Genomic DNA, 21,341 nt, shown 5'->3' with positions numbered 1-21,341 from the left:
AAGTGCGGAACGGTGGCGGCGACGTTCATGCCGCCTGGTCCTGGCGGTCCGGCAGGACACGCGGTGGCAGGCCGGCCACCGCCTGGGCGATGGCACGGATGTGGTCGGGGGTGGATCCGCAGCAGCCGCCGACCAGGTTGAGCAGGCCATCGCGGGCGAAACCGCGCAGGGTCGCCGCCATTTCTTCGGGGGTCTCGTCATACTCGCCGAAGGCATTGGGCAGGCCGGCATTGGGATGCGCGCTGACATGGCAGTCGGCAACCTGCGACAGCGTTTCGACATGCGGGCGCATCGCATCGGCACCCAGCGCGCAGTTCAGGCCGATCGACAGGGGCCGCGCGTGTGCCAGCGAGGCGTGGAAGGCTTCGGCGGTCTGGCCGGACAGGGTGCGGCCGGAGGCATCGGTGATCGTGCCGGAGATCATCACCGGCAGGCGCGCACCGCGCGCATCGAAGGCTTCCTCCACCGCATACAGCGCCGCCTTGGCGTTGAGCGTGTCGAAGATGGTTTCGACCATGAGGGTGTCCGCGCCGCCGTCGATCAGGCCATCGATGGCTTCGCGGTAGGTGTCGCGCAGCTCATCGAAACTGGTGTTGCGGAAGCCCGGATCGTTGACGTCGGGACTGATCGATGCGGTGCGGCTGGTGGGGCCAAGCACGCCGATCACGAAGCGCGGCTTGCCGGGCGTGGTGGCTTCAACGGCATCACAGCAGGCGCGGGCCACGGCGGCGCCGGCCTTGTTCAGTTCGTACACCAGATGCTCGAGGTGGTAGTCGGCCTGGCTGACCGAGGTGGCGTTGAAGGTATTGGTTTCCACCAGGTCCGCGCCGGCTTCCAGGTAGGCGGTGTGGATGTCGGCGATGACCTGCGGCCGGGTGAGCAGCAACAGGTCGTTGTTGCCCTTCAGATCGTGGCCCTGCGGCGCGGCGTGGTCGCAGCCCGGCCCGTGCAGGTGATCGTAGCCATCGGCGAAACGCTCACCGCGGTAGTCGCCTTCCTGCAGGCCATGGCGCTGGATCATCGTGCCCATCGCTCCGTCGATGATCAGGATCCGCTCGCGCAGCGCGCCCAGCAGGGCATTGGCACGTTCGGGGTGCAACCAGGGCAGGACGGGCATGATGATTCCGGACTCAGGGCTTGTTGGCGATCAGCGAGATCACTTCGAAGTGCGGCGGCCGCTTCTCGCGGGTGACCGTCTCCAGGCTGGAAACCTGCAGGCCGGCCTTGTCGACGAACTTCTTCAGTTCCTTGTCGCTGAAACCCAGGTTGACGTGACCATAGGCTTCCACCGCTGCCTTGTGTTCGTGGCGCGCCAGGCTGCACAGCAGCAGGCGGCCGCCCGGGCGCAGCACGCGCGCGGCTTCGGTGACGGCCTGCGCCGGCTTGCTGGCGTAGGTCAGTGCGTGCATCAGCACCACCAGGTCGAAGCTGCGGTCCTTGAAGGGCAGGGCATGCATGTCACCCTCGCGCACTTCCACATTGGGCAGGCGGCGCAGGCGTTCACTGGCAGCGGCCACCACGCGCGCGCTGGTGTCGATGCAGATGTAGCGCTTGGCATGCGGTGCCACCAGTTCGGCCAGCACGCCGTCGCCGGACGCGATATCGAGCACGTCGCCGGTTTCCAGCAGGGGCAGGGCGGTACGCGCCAGCGCCTCCCAGGTGCGGCCCGGAGAATAGTGACGTTCCATGTCGCCGGCCACGCTGTCGGCCCAGTTCTGGTCCGCGGCGCGGCTGGCCAGCACGGCGGCGACCCGTTCAGCGTCCTGGCGCAGCAGTGGATCGTCGCTTCCGTTGCTCAAGGCATGCCACAATGCGCGCTGCGCCGGATCCAGCTGCGCTTCGTCGAAGCGGTAGTAGGCCGACACGCCGGCGCGGCGGTCGCGGACCAGGCCCGCTTCCTTCAGGCGCGCCAGGTGAGTGGACACGCGCGGCTGGGCCAGCCGGGTGATCGCCGAAAGCTCGGCCACGGTCAGCTCTTCCTGCTCCAGCAGCGCCAGCAGGCGCACCCGCGTCGCATCGGCGAACACCTTCAGGCGGGTTGACCAGTCTTCCAGATCCATGAATATCTACCTATCGCGATATAGAGATATATTCGCTGGATCGGCCGCCGTGGTCAAGTCGGTGGCGTATGGAAACTCCCCGGGCCCCGGTACAATCGGCGCACCTGGGCGCGCGCTGCGCGGCCATAACCTCATGTACCCGGGAGGGTGTTGTGGATTTCAGCTTTACTGAAGAGCAGTTGATGCTGCAGGACGTGGCACGGCGCATCGCGCAGGAGAAGATCGCCCCGAGCGCGGAGCATCATGACCGTACCGGCGAGTTCCCGCTGGAGAACATCCGCCTGCTGGGCGAGAACGGCCTGATGGGCATTGAGGTACCGACCGAATACGGCGGCGCCGGCATGGACCCGATCGCGTATGTGCTGGCGATGGTGGAGGTCGCCGCCGGCGACGCGGCCCATTCGACCATCATGTCGGTCAACAATTCGCTGTTCTGCAACGGCATCCTGACCCACGGCAACGAGGAGCAGAAGCAGAAGTACGTGCGCGCCATCGCGGAGGGCGAGGCCATCGGTGCATTCGCCCTGACCGAGCCGCAGTCCGGTTCGGATGCCACCGCCATGCGTTGCCGCGCGGTCAAGCAGGCCGACGGCACCTACGTCATCAACGGCAAGAAGAGCTGGATCACCTCCGGCCCGGTGGCCCGGTACATCGTGTTGTTCGCGATGAGCGAGCCGGACAAGGGCGCGCGTGGCATCACGGCTTTCCTGATCGACACCGAAAAGGCCGGCTTCGGCCGTGGCAAGACCGAGCCGAAGCTGGGCATCCGTGCCTCGGCGACCTGCGAGATCGAATTCAACGATTACGTCGCCCAGCCGGACGACGTGCTGGGTCAGGAGGGCGAAGGCTTCAAGATCGCCATGGGCGTGCTCGATGCCGGGCGCATCGGCATCGCATCGCAGGCCATCGGCATCGCCCGTGCCGCTTATGAAGCGACGCTGGAGTATGTGAAGGAGCGCAAGGCGTTTGGCGCGCCGATCGGTACTTTCCAGATGACCCAGGCCAAGATCGCCGACATGAAGTGCAAGCTGGACGCAGCCCTGCTGCTGACGCTGCGCGCGGCATGGGTGAAGGGCCAGGGCAAGCGTTTCAGCAATGAAGCGGCCATCGCCAAGCTGACGGCGTCGGAAGCGGCGATGTGGATCACCCACCAGGCCGTGCAGATCCATGGTGGCATGGGCTACTCCAAGGAAATGCCGCTGGAGCGCTACTTCCGTGATGCCAAGATCACCGAGATCTACGAGGGCACCTCGGAGATCCAGCGCCTGGTGATCGCCCGCAACGAGACCGGGCTGCGCTGAGTCGAAACGGCTGCGCCGCTGCAACAGCGGCGCAGCCGGTAGATCCATGCCCTGCATGCACGGGCCTGTTGGTCGGGCGATGCCGATCTGTTTCAATGCAGGGCCTTTTTTACAGGTTCTGCAGAGATGATCTATCGAGGTTGGGGAATCCTGACACTGGTGACGCCGATCGCAGCGATCCTGCTGCTGGCTTACCTCTTCCCGCACAATGGCCCCCGGGGCAACATCCCGCTGCCCCAGGTGCTGCTGGGGGCAGGCATTGGTGCAACCGTGAACGTGCTGCTGGGCTTGTGGCTCAACCGTACTCCCCGGCAGAAAGGGGAAACTGCGCCCCACCACTTCTTCTTCGTACCCATGCAATGGGCCGCGCTGGTTCTGCTGGCGGTGTGCGTGGCGGTCGCGCTGCTGCGCTGATCTGCTCTGGCATCCCCCCGCGATAAACAAAAAAGGCCCCGGATCGCTCCGGGGCCTTTTCGTTGCAGCGCAGGGTGGATCAGCGATCCGGACGATGCGCTGCTTCGCCCTCACGCTGGCGGCTGAGGAATTCCTTCGACGGCTCGTCCAGCTTGTCGCCGAGCATGCGCCGCACGACCACGAAGAAGACCGGGATCATCAGCAGGCCGAGCAGGGTGGCGAACAGCATGCCGCCGATCACGCCGGTACCGATGGCGTGACGGGAGTTGGCGCCGGCGCCGCTGGAGATCGCCATCGGGATCACGCCCATGATGAACGCGAAGGACGTCATCAGGATCGGGCGGAAGCGCAGGCGTGCCGCCTCGATGGTGGCATCGCGCAGGTTCTTGCCCGCTGCACGCTGCTCCACCGCGAACTCCACGATCAGGATCGCATTCTTCGCCGCCAGGCCGATAACGGTGATGAGGCCGATCTTGAAGAACAGGTCGTTCGGCAGGCCACGCATCATCGACAGGCCGATGGCACCGAGCACGCCCAGTGGCACCACCAGCAGCACCGCTACCGGGATCGACCAGCTTTCATACAGCGCCGCCAGGCACAGGAACACCACCACGATGGACAGCACCAGCAGCAGCGTCGCTGCGTTGCCGGCCAGGATTTCCTGGTAGGACATGCCCGACCAGTCGTAGCCGAAGCCGGCCGGCAGGTCGTTGTTGACAATGCTCTCCATGGTCTGCATCGCCTCACCCGAGCTGGTGCCCGGCGCCTGCGAGCCGACGATGTTGATCGCCGAATAGCCGTTGTAGCGGCTCAGTGACGGCGATGCGGACACCCATTCGGACTTGACCACGGTGCTCAGCGGGATCATCGCGTTGGTGCCGTCGGCGTTGGTGGTCAGGCTGGAGGGGCTGTAGAAGCTCTTCAGCGACTCCTGGCCGGTGCGGTACGGGCCATCGGCCTGCATGGTCACGCGCTTGATGCGGCCTTCGTAGAAGAAGTCGTTGACGTACACCGGCGCCAGCATCAGCTGGATGGTGCTGTACACGTCCGACACCGACATGCCCATCGACTGCGCCTGCACGCGATCCACGTGCAGCTGCAGCTGCGGAGCGTTCTCCAGGCCGTTCGGACGCACGCCAACCAGTGCTTCAGGCTTCTGCGCCGCCTGGCCGAGCAGGATGTTGCGGGCCTGCGTCAGCTGCTCGTAGCCGGCACCACTGCGGTCCTGCAGCCACATGTCGAAGCCACCGAACTGGCCCAGGCCCTGCACTGTCGGCAGGTTGACCACGAAGATCTGCGCTTCCTTGATGCCGTAGAACGCGCCGTTCATGTTCTGGATGAACTCCGGCGCGGTGAACTCGCGTTCTTCCCACGGCTTCAGGCGGATGAAGCCCATGCCCACGTTCTCGCCGGAACCGACGAAGCTGAAGCCGGCCACCTGCAGCATGCCTTCAAAGCCATCCTGCTTTTCCAGAATGCCGCGCATCTGCGCGAACACCTCGTTGGTCTGGCCCTTGGTCGAGCCCGGGGGCAGCTGCACGATCGCCAGCGCATAGCCCTGGTCTTCTTCCGGCAGGAAGCTGCCCGGCATGCGCGTGAACAGGAAGCCGCACAGCGCGGTCAGTACCACGAACAGGATCATCCAGCGCGGGGCATGGCGCACCGCCGAGGTGATGTGGCCCACGTAGGTGTGGCTGATCTTGTCGTAGTACTTGTTGAAGGTGCGGTAGACGATGTTCGGGTTGTCGTTGTGCGTCGGCTTCAGGAAGGTCGCGCACAGCGCCGGGGTGAAGCCCAGCGCCAGGAAGGCCGAGAACGCCATCGAGATGGCGATGGTCAGCGCGAACTGCTTGTAGATTTCGCCGGCGGCACCGCCCTGCAGTGCGGACGGGATGAACACCGCTGCCAGCACGACGGTGATCGCCACCACCGCGCCGGTGATCTGGGTCATCGCCTTCTGCGTGGCCGGCTTCGGCGCCAGGCCCTCCTCGCTCATGATGCGTTCGACGTTCTCGATCACCACGATGGCGTCGTCGACCACGATGCCGATCGCCAGCACCATCGCGAACAGGGTCAGCTGGTTGATCGTGAATCCGATCATCCACATGCCCAGGAAGGTACCCAGCAGGGCGACCGGGATGACCAGGGTCGGGATCAGGGTGGCGCGGAAGTTCTGCAGGAAGATCAGCATCACCAGGAACACCAGCAGCACCGCTTCGAACAGTGTCTTGACCACTTCCTGGATCGAGATCTTGACGAAGGTCGTGCTGTCGTACGGCGAGAACCAGGTCACGCCGGCCGGGAAGCTGGGCTGCAGTTCGTCCATCTTGGCGCGCACCGCATCGGCCACGTTCAGGGCGTTGGCGCCCGGCAGCAGCTGGATGGCGAAGGCACCGGTCGGCTTGCCGTTGTACTGGGTGTCGAAGCCGTAGTTGTTGGCACCGAAGGCGACGCGGGCGATGTCCTTGAGCAGCACGCGCGAGCCATCGGCATTGGCGCGCAGGATGATGTTCTCGAACTCCTGCGGCGAGCTGAAACGTCCTTCAGCCGACACGGTGGCGGTGAAGTGCTGGCCTTCCGGCGACGGGTCCGAGCCCAGTGCACCGGCGGCGAACTGCACGTTCTGCGCGCGCACTGCAGCCAGGACCTGGCTGGCCGAGAGACCATAACCCTGCATCTTCTCCGGGTTCAGCCAGATGTTCATGGCGTACTCGGAACCGAACTGCTGGGTGCTGCCGACGCCGGGAATGCGCGAGACCTGGTCGAGCACGCGCGAACCGACGATGTCGTTCAGCGCGTCACGGTTGATCGCCGCCGTATCCGACTGCAGGGCCACGACCATCAGGAAGCCGGCATTGGCCTTGGCCACCACCACGCCCTGCTGGGTCACCTCCGACGGCAGTCGTGGCGTCGCCAGCGACACCTTGTTCTGCACCTGCACCTGGGCGATGTCCGGATCGGTACCGGTCTCGAAGGTGAGGGTGATCTGCGCGCGGCCATTGGACGAGGACGAAGAGCTGAAGTACAGCAGGTGATCGATACCGGTCAGCTGCTGCTCGATCACCTGGGTGACCGATTTTTCGGTGGTGTCCGCGCTGGCGCCCGGATAGGTGGCCGAGACGGTCACCTGTGGCGGAGCGATGTTGGGATAGGACTCCACGCCCAGGTTGAGGATCGCGATCACGCCGCTGAGCGAGATCAGGATCGCTACCACCCAGGCGAAGACTGGATGTTCGATGAAAAATTTAGGCATGACGGAAGGTTCCCGTTACTGCTTGTTCGAGTCGGTGGCGGCCGGCGCGGCCTTGTCGGCTGCGTCGGTCTGGGCCGGAGCCTTGTCGGCGGCAGCGGCGGGTGCGGCCGGGCCGGCACCGCCGGCGGCGGGCTTGCCGGCGGCGTCCTGACCCGGGGTCCAGGGCTTGGCGACGGCCGGGCTGCCTTCCTTGACCTTCTGCACGCCGGCCACGATCACCTTGTCGCCGGCGGCCAGGCCATCGCTGACCAGCCAGTTGCCGCCCTGTGCGCCTTCGGTCTTGACGTTCTTGCGCGCCACCTTGCCATCGGCACCGACCACCATCACGTAGCCGCCCGTGGTGTCGCGCAGCAGCGCCTGCTGCGGCACCAGGTAGGCATTGTTGCGCTCGCCGAGGTTGGCCTGGAAGCTGACGAAGGCGCCCGGCAGCAGGATCTGCTGCGGATTGGGCAGCAGCGCACGCAGCGACACCGCGCCGGTGGCCGGGTCGACCGTAGTCGAGGAGAAGTCGAGGGTTCCCGGCTCGCTGTAGGTGCTGCCATCGGCCAGCTTCACGTTGACGGTGGCCTTGCCGTCGCCGGCCAGGGCCAGGGCGCCCTTGGCCTGCTGCGCGCGCAGCTGGGTCAGCTCGTCCACGCTGAGCGAGAAGTTGACGTACAGCGGATCGAGCTGGTCAACGGTGGTCAGCAGGGTCACGTCGCCCTGGCCGACCAGTGCGCCCTCGGTCACCTGCTGCTTGTTGGCCACGCCGCTGATCGGCGCGGTCACTTCGGCGTAGCCCAGGTTGATCCGCGAGGAGGTCACCGCCGCTTCGGCCTGCTTGACCGCGGCCAACGCAGTGCGCTCGGCCGATTCGGCGTTGTCCAGGTCGGACTTGGAGACGAACTGCTGCGGTGCCAGCGAGCGGGCACGATCGGCCGCCACCTTGGCGTTGGCGTAGGTGGCGCGCGCCGACGCCAGCTGGGCCTCGGACGCGTTCAGCGAGGCGCGCAGCGGTGCCGGGTCGATCAGGAACAGGGTCTGCCCCTGCTTGACCTGGGAGCCTTCCTGGTAGACGCGCTTGAGCAGCACGCCCGGCACGCGTGCGCGGACATCGGCACTGCGGAACGGCGACAGGCGGCCGACCAGCTCGCGCTGCAGCGGCAGGGTCTGCGGCTTCGCATCGATCACGCCCACCTCCGGCGGCGGGGGTGTCTGCTGTTCCGGTTTCTTGCAGGCAGCCAGCGCGACAGCAACGGCGCACGTCAAGGCAAGGGTGCGGAGTGGGGCGGTCATCAGGAGGAACTCCGGGGTTGGTTTGTAGACGGGGCCGGCGACGGTTGCGGCGCAAACGCGCGCAGGAAGCTGTCGACGGAGAACTCTGCCCAGCGCCGACGCAGGAGCGCGTCATCACGATGGGGGGTATGGAAGCGCTGTTTGTCGAAATCCTGACCGGCGATCATGCTCAGCAGCAGTTCGGCCATGAAGTGCGGGTCGTCATGCCGGAGCAGGCCACGCCTGCAAACGGTTTCAATCCATTCAGAAAGATGAAGTGTCAGCGCGCCAGCACCATGCCGGTACAGCGCCCGGGCCTCTTCGGGGAACTGGGCGGCATCTGCAGCGATCAGCCGGCAGGCCTGGCCGACATGCGGTTGGTTGAAATGCTCCAGGAAGTCGATGGCGAACTGCAACAGGCTGGCACGCAGGTCGTCACTGCGGAGTGCACGCAGCATTGCCCCCGTCGCGTGTCCCACATGCCGCTGCATCACCCGCCGCAGCAGTTCCTGCTTGCTGCCATAGCGCGAGTACAGGGTCTGCTTGGAGCAGCCGGCCTGCTGGGCCACCGCATCCATGCTCATCTGCATGCCCTGCCGGGCCAGCAGTTCGCGCACGGCATCGAACACGCGCTCATCGCGCGCATCGAGGGCAACGGGGAAGTAGGCCGGGTTCACGCGGTGGACTATACCGTCCAGTTCAGGATTGTGGAATCGAAACGACGTTCCCGCGTGTGTCTTCCGGTAACACGCTTTGCCGATCCTGTCGGCAAGGCGGCCGCCCCCCGCTCGCTCCGTACCTGGGCGAACTGAATAGGCGTCTAAACCGCAGCAAACCCGAATCTGCTTATTCCGTCCTGCAGCAAGGCCTTTTCGCGCGGGAGGGCTACAATTTCATTTTCCCAACTGAGCAAGCGCATCGCTCTGCCATGAAACCGCAAAAAACCGCAGCCAAGACCGTGAAAAACAAGACCAAACCAGCTGAGTCGGAGGTCGCAGTGACCGCTGGTTTCTCCCTGGAGCCGGTATACACGGCCTTGCGCAAGCGTTACCCGGCGGCCGCCCAGGCCGAAGCAGTGGCGTTTGCCGCTGACTTCTACAAGCGCATGGAGGCGGACGAGTTCCCGCACCACAGCGCTGAAGAGTGGGCCGCGCTCGCGGCCGAGACGCTGGAGTTCGCCCGTGCCCGCAAGGCCGCCAAGGCCAACGTGCGCGTGTTCAATCCGACGGTGAAGGCGAACGGTTGGGAATCGCCGCACACCGTGCTGCAGATCATCAACGACGACATGCCGTTCCTGGTCGACACCGTGACCATGTCACTGGCCGAACAGGGCGTGGGCGTGCACGTGCTCGGGCACCCGGTGCTGCGCTTCACCCGCGACAAGGCCGGCAAGCTGGTCAAGGTCGGCGAGGGCGAGGCCGAATCGGTGATGCTGCTGGAGATCGACCGCCAGCCGGCCGATGCCATGGCCGCCATCGAGCAGGCCATCGGCAAGGCGCTGGACGAAGTGCGGGCGATCGTGCGCGATTGGCAGCCGATGAAGGACAAGGCACTGGCACTGGCCGACGATCTGGGCAGCCGTGCGCTGCCGGTCGACGATGCCTCGCGCAGGGAAGCGCAGGAGTTCCTGCGCTGGGCCGCCGACAACCACTTCACCTTCTTCGGCTACCGCGAGTACCGCGTCGAGAAGCAGGGCAAGGAAGACGTGCTTGCGCCGCTGAACGAGACCGGCCTGGGCCTGATGCGCGGCAAGGACAAGTCCGCCGCACGCCCGGTCAAGACGCTCGCCGCCCAGGGCCTCAACGCCACGTCGGGGCTGAAGGACGCGCTGATCCTGACCAAGACCAATGCGCGCTCCCGCGTGCACCGCGCAGGCTACATGGACTACATCGGCGTGCTGGAATTCGACGCCAATGGCAGGATCATCGGCGAGCAGCGCTTCCTCGGCCTGTTCACTTCCAGTGCCTACAACCGCCGCCCGTGGGAAATCCCGCTGGTGCGCCAGCGCCACGAATACGTGATGAAGCAGTCCGGCCTGGCCGCGTCCAGCCACAGCGGCAAGGCACTGCGCCACATCCTGGAAACCCTGCCGCGCGAAGAACTGTTCCAGTCCAGCGAGGACGAACTGTTCCGCACCGCGATGGGCGTTCTGGGCCTGCAGGAGCGCGTGCGCAGCCGCCTGTTCCTGCGCCGTGACAAGTACAGCCGCTTCATCTCCGCGCTGGTCTACCTGCCGCGCGAGCGCTTCAACACCGACGTGCGCCTGCGCATCGAGGCGATGCTGAAGGAAGCGCTGCATGGCGAGTACGTCGACAGCTCGGTGGTGCTGGGTGAATCGCCGCTGGCGCAGGTGCATCTGATCGTGCGCCCGAAGCCCGGCGAGATGCTTGACGTGGATACCGCCGAACTGGAGCGCAAGCTCGCCCAGGTGCTGCGCAACTGGCAGGACGACCTGCGCGAAGCGCTGGTGGCCCGTCATGGCGAAAGCGAAGGCCTGCGCATCGCGGCCCGCATCGGCAAGGCACTGCCGGCCGGCTACATCGAAGACAACAGCACCGCAGTTGCCGCCAACGACGTCAGCCAGCTCGACGCGCTGACCGGTCCGGACGATCTGCGCCTGAGCCTGCAGGCGGTGCCGCGCGAAAGCGGCGATGGCCTGCGCCTGAAGCTGTACCGCCAGCTGGACGACATTCCGCTGTCCGACGCGCTGCCGATGATGGAGAACATGGGCCTGCGCGTGATCGCCGAGCGTCCGTACCGCCTGTCGGTCGACAACGCCCCGGTATACGTGCAGGACTTCGAGGTCGAATCGACGGCCGGTGCGATCGATGCCGCCAGCGTCGACGAAGCATTCGGCGAAACCTTTGCCCGCGTCTGGCACGGTGATGCCGAGAACGATGGCTTCAACCGCCTGGTGCTGGCCGCCGGCCTGCACTGGCGCCAGGTCGCCATGCTGCGCGGCTACTGCAAGTATCTGCTGCAGACCGGCGTGCCGTTCTCGCAGGCGTACGTGGAAGGCACGTTCGCCCGCTATCCGCTGCTGGCGCGCCTGCTGGTCGAACTGTTCGAAGCGCGCTTCGATCCGGCCACCGGCCACGAGAGCAAGGACGACATCGCGGCCGGCCAGGCCCAGCTGAAGGCCCACTTCGATGTGCTGGCCGCCGGCGACGAGGCCACCCTGAAGGTGCTCAAGACTGTGGTCGATGCCCGCAAGGGTGACCGCGACGCGCAGATGCAGGCCGCGCGCGATGCGCTGCTGAAGCTGATGGACCGCGTGTCGAGCCTGGACGAAGACCGCATCCTGCGTTCGTTCATGGGCGTGATCGATGCCACCCTGCGTACCAGCTACTACCAGACCGACGCCAATGGCCAGCACGGCCATGTGATCAGCTTCAAGTTCGACTCGGCGCTGGTGCCGGACCTGCCGAAGCCGCGTCCGTACCGCGAGATCTTCGTCTACGGTCCGCGCGTGGAAGGTACCCACCTGCGCTTCGGCGCGGTGGCCCGTGGCGGCCTGCGCTGGTCGGACCGTCGCGAAGACTTCCGTACCGAAGTGCTGGGTCTGGTCAAGGCGCAGATGGTCAAGAACACCGTCATCGTGCCGGTCGGTGCGAAGGGCGGCTTCTTCGCCAAGACCCCGCCGGTGAACGGCGACCGCGACGCGATCTTCGCCAACGGCGTGGCCTGCTACAAGCTGTTCATCCAGGGCCTGCTGGACATCACCGACAATATCGTCAACAACAAGATCGTGCCGCCGGTGGATGTCGTGCGGCACGACATGGACGATCCGTACCTGGTGGTGGCCGCCGACAAGGGCACGGCGACCTTCTCCGATATCGCCAACGGCCTGGCCATCGCGCACGGCTTCTGGATGGGCGATGCGTTCGCCTCCGGTGGTTCGGTGGGGTACGACCACAAGGGCATGGGCATCACCGCGCGCGGTGCATGGGAGTCGGTCAAGCGCCACTTCCGTGCGCTTGGCCGTGACAGCCAGAGCCAGGACTTCACCGCGGTCGGCGTCGGCGACATGTCCGGCGATGTGTTCGGCAACGGCATGCTGCTGTCGCGCCACATCCGTCTCGTCGCGGCATTCGACCACCGCCATATCTTCCTTGACCCGAACCCGGACGCGGCGACCTCGTTCGTCGAGCGCGAGCGCATGTTCACCGTGCCGCGTTCAAGCTGGGCAGACTACGACGCCAAGCTGATCAGCAAGGGTGGCGGCGTGTACCCGCGCAGCCTGAAGTCGATCGAGATCACCCCGCAGGTGCGTGAAGCGCTGGGCCTGGACGAGAACGTCAAGGCGCTGTCGCCGAACGACCTGATGAGCGCGATCCTGAAGGCACCGGTGGACCTGCTGTGGAACGGCGGCATCGGCACCTACGTGAAGGCCGCCAGCGAGCAGCACAGCGATGTCGGCGACCGTGCCAACAACGCACTGCGCGTGAACGGTGGCGAGCTGCGCTGCAAGGTGGTGGGCGAGGGCGGCAACCTCGGCATGACCCAGCTGGGCCGTATCGAGGCCGCGCAGGCCGGCGTGCTGCTCAACACGGACTTCATCGACAACTCGGCCGGCGTGGATACGTCGGACCATGAAGTCAACATCAAGATCCTGCTCAACGATGTGGTGCGGGCGAAGAAGCTGACGGTCGACCAGCGCAACAAGCTGCTGGCCTCGATGACCGATGAAGTCGCCGACCTGGTGCTCAACGACAACTATCGCCAGAACCAGGCGCTGAGCCTCATGGAGCGGATGGCGGTCAAGCGCCTGGGTTCCAAGCAGCACTTCATCCGCACCCTGGAACAGCAGGGGCTGCTGGACCGGCAGATCGAGTTCCTGCCGTCCGATGCCGAGCTGTCCCAGCGCAAGGCGCGCGGCCAGGGCCTGACCCGTCCGGAGCTGTCGGTGCTGCTGTCCTACTCCAAGCTGGTGGCGTTCAACCAGCTGCTGGAGTCGGATATTCCGGAAGATCCGTACCTCTCCAAGGAGCTGCTGCGCTACTTCCCCACGCCGCTGCAGAAGAAGTACGCCGATGCGATGGAGCGTCACCGCCTGAAGCGCGAGATCATCGCCACGGCGGTGACCAACCAGACCATCAACCGCATGGGCGCAACGTTCCTGATGCGCATGCAGGAAGACACCGGCCGCTCCATCGCCGAGGTCGCCAAGGCCTACACCATCAGCCGCGAGACGCTGGATGCGCGCGCGCTGTGGGCGCAGATCGACGCCCTCGACGGCAAGGTGCCGGAGTCGGTGCAGATCGACGCGCTGGAGGTGATCTGGAAGCTGCAGCGTTCGTTCGTGCGCTGGCTGCTGTCGCGTCCGGGTGCGATGCCGGGCATCACTGAAGCGGTCAACCGCTATCAGGGCCCGTTCAACGACATCCGTGTCGCGTCGGGTGTGCTGCCGGACTCGCAGCGTCCGACCTACGAGGCGCTGGTGGCCGAGTGGAAGGAGAAGGGCCTGCCGTCCGCGCTGGCACAGCAGCTGTCCGAGCTGCACTTCCTGGAACCGGCGTTCGACATCATCGAACTGGCCCGTACCCGCAAGCTGAAGCCGGTGGACGTGTCCAAGGTGCACTTCCGCCTGGGCGATGCCCTGCAGCTGCCGTGGCTGTTCGAGCAGGTCGATGCACTGGAAGTCAACGGCCGTTGGCATGCGGTGGCACGTGGCGTGCTGCGCGACGAGCTGGCCGCCAACCATCGCAACCTGGCCGGTCAGGTGCTCGCCACCAAGGGCGGCAGTGCCGAGGCCAAGGTGGCTGCATGGATGGGCCGCGATGACAACAGCCTGCGCTTCACCCTGGCAATGCTGGCGGAACTGGCCGAGCAGAAGACCCTGGACTACCCGACCGTCTCGGTCGCGGTCCAGCGCCTGGGCCAGCTGGCCGCACACGGTGCGTGACTGATGTAGTGCCGGGCCACGCCCGGCCTGCGTGAAACGGAGCGGCCCCGCGAAAGCGGGGCCGTTCTGTTTCTGGCCACTGGCGATTCGCCGGGCATGGCCCGGCGCTACCGGAACGCGGAACTTCGCCGGGCATGGTGCGGCGCTACCGGGAGCGCGGAGCCGGGTAGCGCCGGGCCATGCCCGGCGAGCGTAGCGGTGCTCGGTTATGCTCTCCCTCACGCCTTCCCCCCGGATCCACCGATGAGCGACACCCCCCGCATCGCTTTCCTGGCAAGCACCACCGAAGCTGCGCAGATGGCCCGCGCGGCCATGGTCGCGCGCTTTGGCGACCATGCCCCCGAGCAGGCCGACGTGCTCTGCCCGCTGGGCGGTGATGGCTTCATGCTGCAGACGCTGCATCGTCACGGCCACCTGGGAAAACCGGTGTTCGGCATGAAGCTGGGCACCGTAGGTTTCCTCATGAACCAGTACCGGGGCGACGACGACGTCAATGCACGCATCGCCCGCGCGGAACCGGCCAACCTGCGTCCGCTGGAGATGGTGGCGCTGACCGAATCGGGCACCAGCACCGGTTCGCTGGCGTACAACGACGTGTCCCTGCTGCGGCAGACCCGCCAGGCTGCGCACGTCGGCATCGACCTCAATGGGCAGGAGCGGGTGGCCGAACTGATCGGCGACGGCGTGCTGGTTGCCACGCCCGCAGGCAGCACCGCCTACAACTATTCGGCCCACGGACCCGTGCTGCCCTTGGGCTCGCACACCATCGCGCTGACGCCATTGGCACCGTATCGCCCGCGACGCTGGCGTGGTGCCATTCTCAAGGCGGATACGGAGGTGCGCTTCCGCGTGCTGGACCCCTACAAGCGACCGGTCAGCGTGACCGCCGATTCGCACGAGACGCGCGACGTGGTCGAGGTGACCATCCGCGAGTCGCGCGACCGCCGGGTGACATTGCTGTTCGACCCGGAACACAATCTGGAAGACCGGATCCTGAGCGAACAGTTCGTTTTTTGAGGACAATAGGTTGCCGGTCGCGTCGACCGCCAGAAGGACCCCCACCGATGGGTGACAACTCCCCCCGTTTGCTGACCGTCGCGGTGACCTCGCGCGCCCTGTTCGATCTCGAGGAAAGCCACGCGCTGTTCGAGACCGATGGCGTGGCGGCCTATGCGGAGTACCAGCGCCAGCACGAGGACGACATCCTCGGTCCCGGCGTGGCCTTCCCGGTGGTGCGCAAACTGTTGGCGCTGAACCAGGGCGCCAGCCCGGAGAACCCGCGCGTCGAGGTGATCCTGCTGTCGCGCAATTCGGCTGATACCGGCCTGCGCATCTTCAATTCGATCCAGCACTACGGCCTGGGCATCATCCGTGCCACCTTCACCGCCGGTGAGCCGACCTGGCCCTACGTGAAACCGTTCGGCACCGATCTGTTCCTGTCGGCCAATCCGGAGTCGGTCCGCAGTGCGCTGCGCCACGGAATCGCCGCTGCGACGATCCTGCCCAAGCCACCCGGCGAGACCGCTGCGGCCGCCGCGGACCAGATCGACACCGGCCGACCGTCCGGCCAGCTTCGCATTGCCTTTGACGGTGACGCGGTGATCTTCGGTGATGAAAGCGAGCGCATCTCGCGCGAACAGGGGGTTGAGGCATTCGGCCGCCACGAGCGCGAACGTGCGCGCGAACCGCTCAGCGGAGGCCCGTTCCGCGGCTTCCTGTCCGCGCTGCACACGCTGCAGGAGGTGTTCCCGGCCGGTGACAGTGCGCCGATCCGCACGGCGCTGGTCACCGCCCGTTCTGCGCCCGCGCACGAGCGGGTGATCCGCACGCTGCGCGAATGGGGCGTGCGCCTGGACGAGGCGCTGTTCCTGGGCGGCCGCCACAAGGGGCCGTTCCTGCAGGCCTTCGGTGCCGACATCTTCTTCGATGATTCGCAGCACAACATCGACAGTGCCCGCGAACACGTTGCCGCGGGCCATGTGCCGCACGGTGTCGCCAACGAGGGTTGACGCGGTAGCGCCGGGCCATGCCCGGCGAGCGCAGCGGCACCTGTAGGAACGCCGGGCCACGCCCGGCGTTCTGCATCATGGGGTGCCGGCCATTCCCAACTGCACGTCAACCACTTTCCAGCGCAGCCCCTGCGGTTCCAGCACGACCTTCAACGGTGGTTGGCCGGGGCCGCGATCAACGTCGACGACGAAGCGGTCGAACGCTTCGAAACGGTGGCGGGCGTTCTTCAAAGGCCGTGCCGGTTCGGTCGCCGCGAAGGCATTTCCGCCCTGCAGCTCGTTGCGCCCACGCTTCCACAGCACATGGCCCTGCAGCATCGCACCGATGCCGGTCGGGGTCATCAGGGTGTCCACCGCCGCGCCCCCAAGCTGGTCGCCCAGGCCGTAGAGCAGGGCGCCGAACGGACTGCTGGCCACATCGGGGCCGGCCTGGCGCACGAGGTAATCACTGAGTTGCGCACGCAGGCTGACGCGCACGCGCGGAAAGTCGACGTAGCGTTCCAGTGCGGCGGTATCGCGCTGTTCGATGGCCTTGGACAGACCCTGTATGGTCAGGTAGGGGCCGCCGAACCACACGCCGGCCAGGGCAATCACCAATAGGACCACGATCGCAGTGAGCTTCTTCATGCCGCCAGACTGCCGCAAGTGCGGCCGGGCGGGGTGAAGACTCAATGACTGGGCGAACCGCTGCCGTCGCCATAGGCCGCGACCAGGCGTTGCCGGTCGGCGGGGCGCAGTGCTTCGGGTCGCGTGGCCAGCACCTCCTCCAGACTGCCGACGCGGGTAGTGCCCAGGATGCCGGCGGCCACGCCGGGGTGGCCCAGAACGTAGGCAAACGCAGTCTGGGCCGGACGCTGGCTGTCGATCGCCGCAATGGCCCGGCGCATCGCACGTGCGCTGCGCATCAGACGGCGGCTGCTGGGCTTGAGCCACGCGCGCGCCAGGTACCAGGCATCGGCCAATCTCGGCCGGCGAGGCTGGCTGGGCAGCAGGTGGCCCTGTGCGAGCACGGTGCCTGCCAGTACGCCGATTCCGGCCGCATGCAGCTGGTCGATCAGCGGCGCACGATCCTGCTGCAGCGCGTTGTAGTCCAGCAGGACCACGTCGAATGCCTGTGGATGCGCAAGCATCCAGTGCAGCGTCGAGGCCGAGTGGGTGTTGATGCCGGTGGCGCGGATCAGGCCACGTTCGCGCAGGCGCTGCAGCGCATCGAGCAGATCGTCGTTGATGTCGTGCGCGGTGGCGCCATGCAGCTGGTAGATGTCCAGGTAATCCAGGCCAAGGTTGCGCAGCGAGGCTTCGCAGCTGGCGGTGATGGCCGCAGGCGAGAAATCGCGCTGTTCTGCGCCACTGATGCCGGCCTGTCCGGTCAGTGTGCCGCCCTTGCTGGAGATGACCAGTGACTCACGCGGGTAGCGGGCCAGCAGCGGCCGCAGGATGCGGCCCAGGCGCGGTTCGGCATGGAAGCCGGAGTAGTTGTGGCCGGTGTCGAACAGGTTCACGCCCTGGGCCAGCGCGTGCTCGACGATCGCTGCGGCGGCATGCTCGGCAAAGCGGCGATGGCCCCAGAAGCCCGAACAGCCCAGTCCGACCGGCGATACGGACAGGCCGGTGCGGCCGAGCGGGCGGCGTTGCCGGGCCAGTGGCATCAGAACTCCAGATCCAGTGCCGCGCACAGATAGTCGACGAAGGGGCCGAGCGCGGCCAGATCCTTGCCGAGCGTGGACAGCAGGCGCGGCCCGGTCATCGTCTCATCGTCCAGCGAGCGCCACATCACCCAGTTGCGATGCTTGAGATCGTCGATGAACTCGAAATCGGCGGGGAAGCCACGCGGCGGCCTGACCAGCTTCTCGCTCTGCTCGAAATCGAAACGCCGGCGCAGGGCGGGTGCATGCGCTGCGGCCTTCCAGCTGCCGGGGTTGTCCAGGATGAAATGGCGCACGCGGCGCTGGGTGTCCGGTTCGGGGTGCCACAGGCCGGCACCGACGAAGCTCTCGCCCGGCTGCAGATGCACGTAGAACGACGGAGCGGCCACTTCGCGGCGGCGTTCATGGAACAGGCGTGCGCCCTGCCAGGTCTTGTACGGCGATTTGTCGTTTGAAAAGCGCGCATCGCGATGGATGCGGAACAGCGAACCACCGACGCCACGGGTATCGGCACGGAAATGCGCGCTGACCTCGGCCAGCGCGGGCTGCAGGTCGCCCAGCAGGCGCAGGAACGGCTGCCGTACATGGTCTTCGTACTGCTGGCGATGGTCGTTGAACCAGGCCTTTTCATTGTGCCGCGCAAGGCTGCGCAGGAACCTGAAACTGGCGTCGCTGAAATAGGTGCTCACAAGCTCTCCTGCAGATGCTGGCCCCAGTCGCGCAGCGATTGCAGCAGGGCCAGGCGGCGATCGTCGTCCGGCGCCTCGGCGGCCAGTGCATCGAGCTGCTGCTGGTACTGGGGCAGGTTGAGTTCGCCCAGGCGGCCGTCACCGAGCAGGCGCTGGCGGCGGTAGTCCTGCCAGCGCTGGCGCTCGGCCGGTGCCAGGGTGTCGGGATGGTTGCGGGCGCGATAGCGGAACAGCAGTTCGGGCAGGCGCGGATCGCGGAAGCGGCCTTCCAGCGCAGCCAGCTCTGCGGGCGGCGTGGTCCGCGCCAGGGCCAGCAGTGGCTTGTCGCCATTGCCGAGGAAGCCGTCGTACAGCGAAGCATCGACGTCGGCCACGACGGCGTCCCGTGGTTGGTTGTACACCTGCCGTGCCTTCTCGGCCAGTTGCGGCGCGAATGCACGCAGCCGCTCGACCTTGGCTTCGATGGCGGCGACATCCAGGCCCAGGCGGGCGTGATCGTCGGGCCGCAGGTGGTTCCAGGCGACCAGCGCCGGGACCTTGTTCAGATGTACTTCCTTCAGCGGCACCCGGGCGACGCCTTCGGGCAGTTCGCTGGCGCGCAGGTAGAGCCGCTCGGCGATCGTCTCGGCTGGCAGCTGCAGCAGGTCGTCGATGTCACCTTCCAGATCGAACACGATCACCCGGTTGTTGATCGTCGGGTGCATCGCCAGCGGCAGCACCGGCGCCGCGCACATCCGGCTGGCCGGGTATCGCATGGAAATGTGCAGCACCGGCTTCAGCGCGCCCACGTCCAGCAGGCTGCCGACGAAACGCTTGTCGCGCAGTTTGAGCGCGTAGTCCCACAACCGCGGCTGCGACTGCTTGAACAGGCGTGCCATGCCGATCGTGGCGCGCACGTCCGACAGCGCCTCGTGCGCATCGCCATCGCGCACATTGTTGGCTTCGGCCAGGTGCTCGAGCTTGAACGACGTGGCGCCGTCCTCGCGCAGTGGCCAGTGGATGCCTTCGGGACGCAGGGCGCGCATCAGCCGCAGCATGTCCAGCAGGTCCCAGCGCGAGTTGCCGTTGCGCCACTCGCGCTCGTAGGGGTCATGGAAGTTGCGGAACAGACCGTAGCGGATGAATTCGTCGTCGAAGCGCAGGGTGTTGTAGCCCAGGGCACAGGTACCCGGGCGCGACAGCTGTTCGTTGATGCGGTCGAACGCTTCCGCTTCGCTGATGCCTTCAGCCAGTGCCCGCTGCGGCGTGATGCCGGTGACCAGGGTGGCCATCGGCGAGGGCAGCAGATCGTCGGCGGGGCGTACGAAGAAACTCACCGGCGTGTCGATCTCGTTCAGATCGGCATCGGTGCGGATCGCCGCGAACTGCGAGATGCGCGTTCGCCGTGGGTCCTGGCCGAAGGTTTCCAGGTCGTAGAACAGGAAGCTGTCAGCCATCAGTGTGCGCCCTCCAGAACCGGCAGCCGGGCATGGATCTGTGCCTCCAGAGCCGCCCAGTCGATGTTCTCCAGCGACGTATGGCCGATCGTGGCGGCCACCAGCATGTCGCGCTGGATGTCGGTCCGGCGCAGTGCCTCCGCGTAGGGCGTGTGCAGGAACGTGACCATGGTGTAGTGCGGTACGAAGCGGGTCGGCCAGCGACGCTGAAGCGCCTGCTCCAGCTCGCGCTGCAGCAGGAAGGCCGGGTCGGCGACGCGATCACGCATCTCCAGGTAGTTCTCCAGGGCCATCTGCTGGATCGCATGCGCGTTCGGCTTGCGTTCTTCCTCGAAGGCGGCGAACGCGCTCTGCAGGTCGTCGGCTTCCATCAGATGGCGGGCCAGTGCCACGCAGTCCTCGAACGCGCAGTTCATGCCCTGCCCGTGGAAGGGCACCATCGCATGCGCGGCATCACCGATCAGCACGGCCTGGCCCTGCTGGTGCCAGCGCTCCAGCGTCAGCGTGCCGAGCAGGCCGGGCGGATGCTGCTCCCAGTCCGTGCGCAGGTCGGGGATCAGCGGCAACGCATCGGCGAACTCGCGCGCGAACAGGGCTTCGGCCTGGGCGCCGGTATTGACGGTGGCGAAGCTGGGCTCGCCCTGGTTGGGCAGGAACAGGGTGACCGTGAACGTGCCTTCGTGATTGGGCAGGGCGATGCACATGAAGTGGCCCCGTGGCCAGATGTGCAATGCGTTGCGTTCGATGCGGAAGCCGCCATCACGGTCCGGTGGAATCTCCAGTTCCTTGTAGGAGTGATCGAGGAAGGCGATGTCCTCGCCCAGCGGCGCGCGCCGGTTCATCGCCGCGCGCAGCGCCGAGCCGGCGCCGTCAGCGCCGATCAGGCTGTCGAAGTGGATGTCGTGCGGGCTGTCGTCGCGATCGTCGATGAAGCGCGCATGGCCGGCATCGAAATCGACGGTATGCAGCCTGCGGTGGAAATGTACGGTGGCACCTGCCTGCTCGGCCAGTGTCAGCAGCGTGGTGTTCAGGTCCCTGCGATGGATCGACCAGATCACTTCGCTGTCGTCGCGCCCATAGCGCTGCAGCTGCGCGGCGCCTTCGCGCGGATGCACCATGCGTCCACGCATCATCACCGCGCGGGCCATCACCTCGTCCTCCACGCCGGCCTGCCGCAGCGCGTTGCGCCCACGCTCGGCCAGCGCCAGGTTGATCGAGCGGCCGCTTTCGTAGTCGGCCACGCGTGGGTCGCCACGGCGTTCGTACAGGGTGATCCGCCAGCCCTGCCGCGACAGCAGGATGGCGAGCAGGGATCCGGCCAGGCCGGCACCAATGATGCTCAACGAGCGGGAGGCATGTGCGATCAACGAACTG

15 protein-coding genes are annotated in these 21,341 nt (G+C 66.5%); 5 read left to right on the top strand and 10 right to left on the bottom strand.

Going from position 1 to position 21,341, the window contains the following annotated elements; translation table 11 throughout:
- Positions 1 to 25 precede the first annotated feature (25 nt).
- Both ACZLIF_RS13385 and ACZLIF_RS13380 read right to left on the bottom strand, forming a co-directional pair.
- Positions 26 to 1,117 (bottom strand): homocysteine S-methyltransferase family protein, encoded by a 1,092-nt coding sequence (locus ACZLIF_RS13385; protein ID WP_065176054.1) that lies wholly within the window; start codon positions 1,115 to 1,117, stop codon positions 26 to 28.
- Between the two features lie 13 nt (positions 1,118 to 1,130).
- Positions 1,131 to 2,060, bottom strand: a complete 930-nt coding sequence (locus ACZLIF_RS13380; protein WP_053515410.1) for an ArsR/SmtB family transcription factor — start codon at positions 2,058 to 2,060, stop codon at positions 1,131 to 1,133.
- A gap of 152 nt (positions 2,061 to 2,212) precedes the next feature.
- Here ACZLIF_RS13380 and ACZLIF_RS13375 point away from each other — a divergent pair, with 152 nt between their 5' ends.
- Both ACZLIF_RS13375 and ACZLIF_RS13370 read left to right on the top strand, forming a co-directional pair.
- A complete protein-coding gene (locus ACZLIF_RS13375; protein ID WP_128987764.1) occupies positions 2,213 to 3,361 on the top strand; it encodes an acyl-CoA dehydrogenase family protein in 1,149 nt (382 codons plus the stop codon).
- Between the two features lie 126 nt (positions 3,362 to 3,487).
- Positions 3,488 to 3,775: a hypothetical protein gene (locus ACZLIF_RS13370; RefSeq protein ID WP_128987765.1), complete on the top strand. Its 288-nt coding sequence runs from the start codon at positions 3,488 to 3,490 to the stop codon at positions 3,773 to 3,775.
- Between the two features lie 79 nt (positions 3,776 to 3,854).
- On the opposite strand, the gene ACZLIF_RS13365 is transcribed toward ACZLIF_RS13370, so the two are convergent.
- From ACZLIF_RS13365 to ACZLIF_RS13355, 3 genes are read right to left on the bottom strand one after another with little or no spacing between them, the layout of a single operon-like run.
- Positions 3,855 to 7,028 (bottom strand): multidrug efflux RND transporter permease subunit, encoded by a 3,174-nt coding sequence (locus ACZLIF_RS13365; protein ID WP_053515416.1) that lies wholly within the window; start codon positions 7,026 to 7,028, stop codon positions 3,855 to 3,857.
- Positions 7,029 to 7,043: 15 nt separating this feature from the next.
- A complete protein-coding gene (locus ACZLIF_RS13360; protein WP_053515418.1) occupies positions 7,044 to 8,303 on the bottom strand; it encodes an efflux RND transporter periplasmic adaptor subunit in 1,260 nt (419 codons plus the stop codon).
- Positions 8,303 to 8,959 (bottom strand): TetR/AcrR family transcriptional regulator, encoded by a 657-nt coding sequence (locus ACZLIF_RS13355; protein WP_053515419.1) that lies wholly within the window; start codon positions 8,957 to 8,959, stop codon positions 8,303 to 8,305. The genes ACZLIF_RS13360 and ACZLIF_RS13355 overlap by 1 nt, the downstream gene beginning before the upstream one ends.
- A gap of 251 nt (positions 8,960 to 9,210) precedes the next feature.
- Here ACZLIF_RS13355 and ACZLIF_RS13350 point away from each other — a divergent pair, with 251 nt between their 5' ends.
- The 3 genes from ACZLIF_RS13350 to ACZLIF_RS13340 all read left to right on the top strand — a co-directional run bounded on the left by ACZLIF_RS13350 (position 9,211) and on the right by ACZLIF_RS13340 (position 16,196).
- Complete coding sequence (locus ACZLIF_RS13350; protein ID WP_478462033.1) at positions 9,211 to 14,187, top strand: NAD-glutamate dehydrogenase; 4,977 nt, start codon at positions 9,211 to 9,213, stop codon at positions 14,185 to 14,187.
- 243 nt (positions 14,188 to 14,430) lie between these two features.
- The gene (locus ACZLIF_RS13345) at positions 14,431 to 15,204 is read left to right on the top strand and encodes an NAD kinase (protein ID WP_128987766.1); all 774 of its coding nucleotides are present in this window, start codon (positions 14,431 to 14,433) and stop codon (positions 15,202 to 15,204) included.
- Positions 15,205 to 15,251: 47 nt separating this feature from the next.
- On the top strand, positions 15,252 to 16,196 hold the full coding sequence (locus ACZLIF_RS13340; RefSeq protein ID WP_053515425.1) for a 5'-nucleotidase: 945 nt from the start codon (positions 15,252 to 15,254) through the stop codon (positions 16,194 to 16,196).
- A gap of 75 nt (positions 16,197 to 16,271) precedes the next feature.
- On the opposite strand, the gene ACZLIF_RS13335 is transcribed toward ACZLIF_RS13340, so the two are convergent.
- From ACZLIF_RS13335 to ACZLIF_RS13315, 5 genes are read right to left on the bottom strand one after another with little or no spacing between them, the layout of a single operon-like run.
- Positions 16,272 to 16,823: a DUF2939 domain-containing protein gene (locus tag ACZLIF_RS13335; RefSeq protein ID WP_128987767.1), complete on the bottom strand. Its 552-nt coding sequence runs from the start codon at positions 16,821 to 16,823 to the stop codon at positions 16,272 to 16,274.
- A gap of 41 nt (positions 16,824 to 16,864) precedes the next feature.
- Positions 16,865 to 17,845: an aldo/keto reductase gene (locus tag ACZLIF_RS13330; protein WP_053515428.1), complete on the bottom strand. Its 981-nt coding sequence runs from the start codon at positions 17,843 to 17,845 to the stop codon at positions 16,865 to 16,867.
- A complete protein-coding gene (locus ACZLIF_RS13325) occupies positions 17,845 to 18,531 on the bottom strand; it encodes a DUF2461 domain-containing protein (RefSeq protein ID WP_053515430.1) in 687 nt (228 codons plus the stop codon). The genes ACZLIF_RS13330 and ACZLIF_RS13325 overlap by 1 nt, the downstream gene beginning before the upstream one ends.
- A complete protein-coding gene (gene sbcB, locus ACZLIF_RS13320; protein WP_128987768.1) occupies positions 18,528 to 19,967 on the bottom strand; it encodes an exodeoxyribonuclease I in 1,440 nt (479 codons plus the stop codon). Before sbcB ends, ACZLIF_RS13325 begins: the two co-directional genes overlap by 4 nt.
- Positions 19,967 to 21,334, bottom strand: a complete 1,368-nt coding sequence (locus ACZLIF_RS13315; protein WP_128987769.1) for an FAD-dependent oxidoreductase — start codon at positions 21,332 to 21,334, stop codon at positions 19,967 to 19,969. Before ACZLIF_RS13315 ends, sbcB begins: the two co-directional genes overlap by 1 nt.
- Between the last annotated feature and the right edge of the window lie 7 nt (positions 21,335 to 21,341).

The sequence above is a fragment of the Stenotrophomonas sp. 2201_Sma genome (assembly GCF_056486685.1).
This window is presented reverse-complemented; position numbering and strand designations above follow the sequence as displayed.

What these genes read in the sequence shown, in the direction of transcription:
- ACZLIF_RS13385 (WP_065176054.1), bottom strand. Translation starts at nt 1,117, where the DNA reads ATGCCCGTCCTGCCCTGGTTGCACCCCGAACGTGCCAATGCCCTGCTG.
- ACZLIF_RS13380 (WP_053515410.1), bottom strand. Translation starts at nt 2,060, where the DNA reads ATGGATCTGGAAGACTGGTCAACCCGCCTGAAGGTGTTCGCCGATGCG.
- ACZLIF_RS13370 (WP_128987765.1), top strand. Translation starts at nt 3,488, where the DNA reads ATGATCTATCGAGGTTGGGGAATCCTGACACTGGTGACGCCGATCGCA.
- ACZLIF_RS13365 (WP_053515416.1), bottom strand. Translation starts at nt 7,028, where the DNA reads ATGCCTAAATTTTTCATCGAACATCCAGTCTTCGCCTGGGTGGTAGCG.
- ACZLIF_RS13360 (WP_053515418.1), bottom strand. Translation starts at nt 8,303, where the DNA reads ATGACCGCCCCACTCCGCACCCTTGCCTTGACGTGCGCCGTTGCTGTC.
- ACZLIF_RS13350 (WP_478462033.1), top strand. Translation starts at nt 9,211, where the DNA reads ATGAAACCGCAAAAAACCGCAGCCAAGACCGTGAAAAACAAGACCAAA.
- ACZLIF_RS13345 (WP_128987766.1), top strand. Translation starts at nt 14,431, where the DNA reads ATGAGCGACACCCCCCGCATCGCTTTCCTGGCAAGCACCACCGAAGCT.
- ACZLIF_RS13340 (WP_053515425.1), top strand. Translation starts at nt 15,252, where the DNA reads ATGGGTGACAACTCCCCCCGTTTGCTGACCGTCGCGGTGACCTCGCGC.
- ACZLIF_RS13335 (WP_128987767.1), bottom strand. Translation starts at nt 16,823, where the DNA reads ATGAAGAAGCTCACTGCGATCGTGGTCCTATTGGTGATTGCCCTGGCC.
- ACZLIF_RS13330 (WP_053515428.1), bottom strand. Translation starts at nt 17,845, where the DNA reads ATGCCACTGGCCCGGCAACGCCGCCCGCTCGGCCGCACCGGCCTGTCC.
- sbcB (WP_128987768.1), bottom strand. Translation starts at nt 19,967, where the DNA reads ATGGCTGACAGCTTCCTGTTCTACGACCTGGAAACCTTCGGCCAGGAC.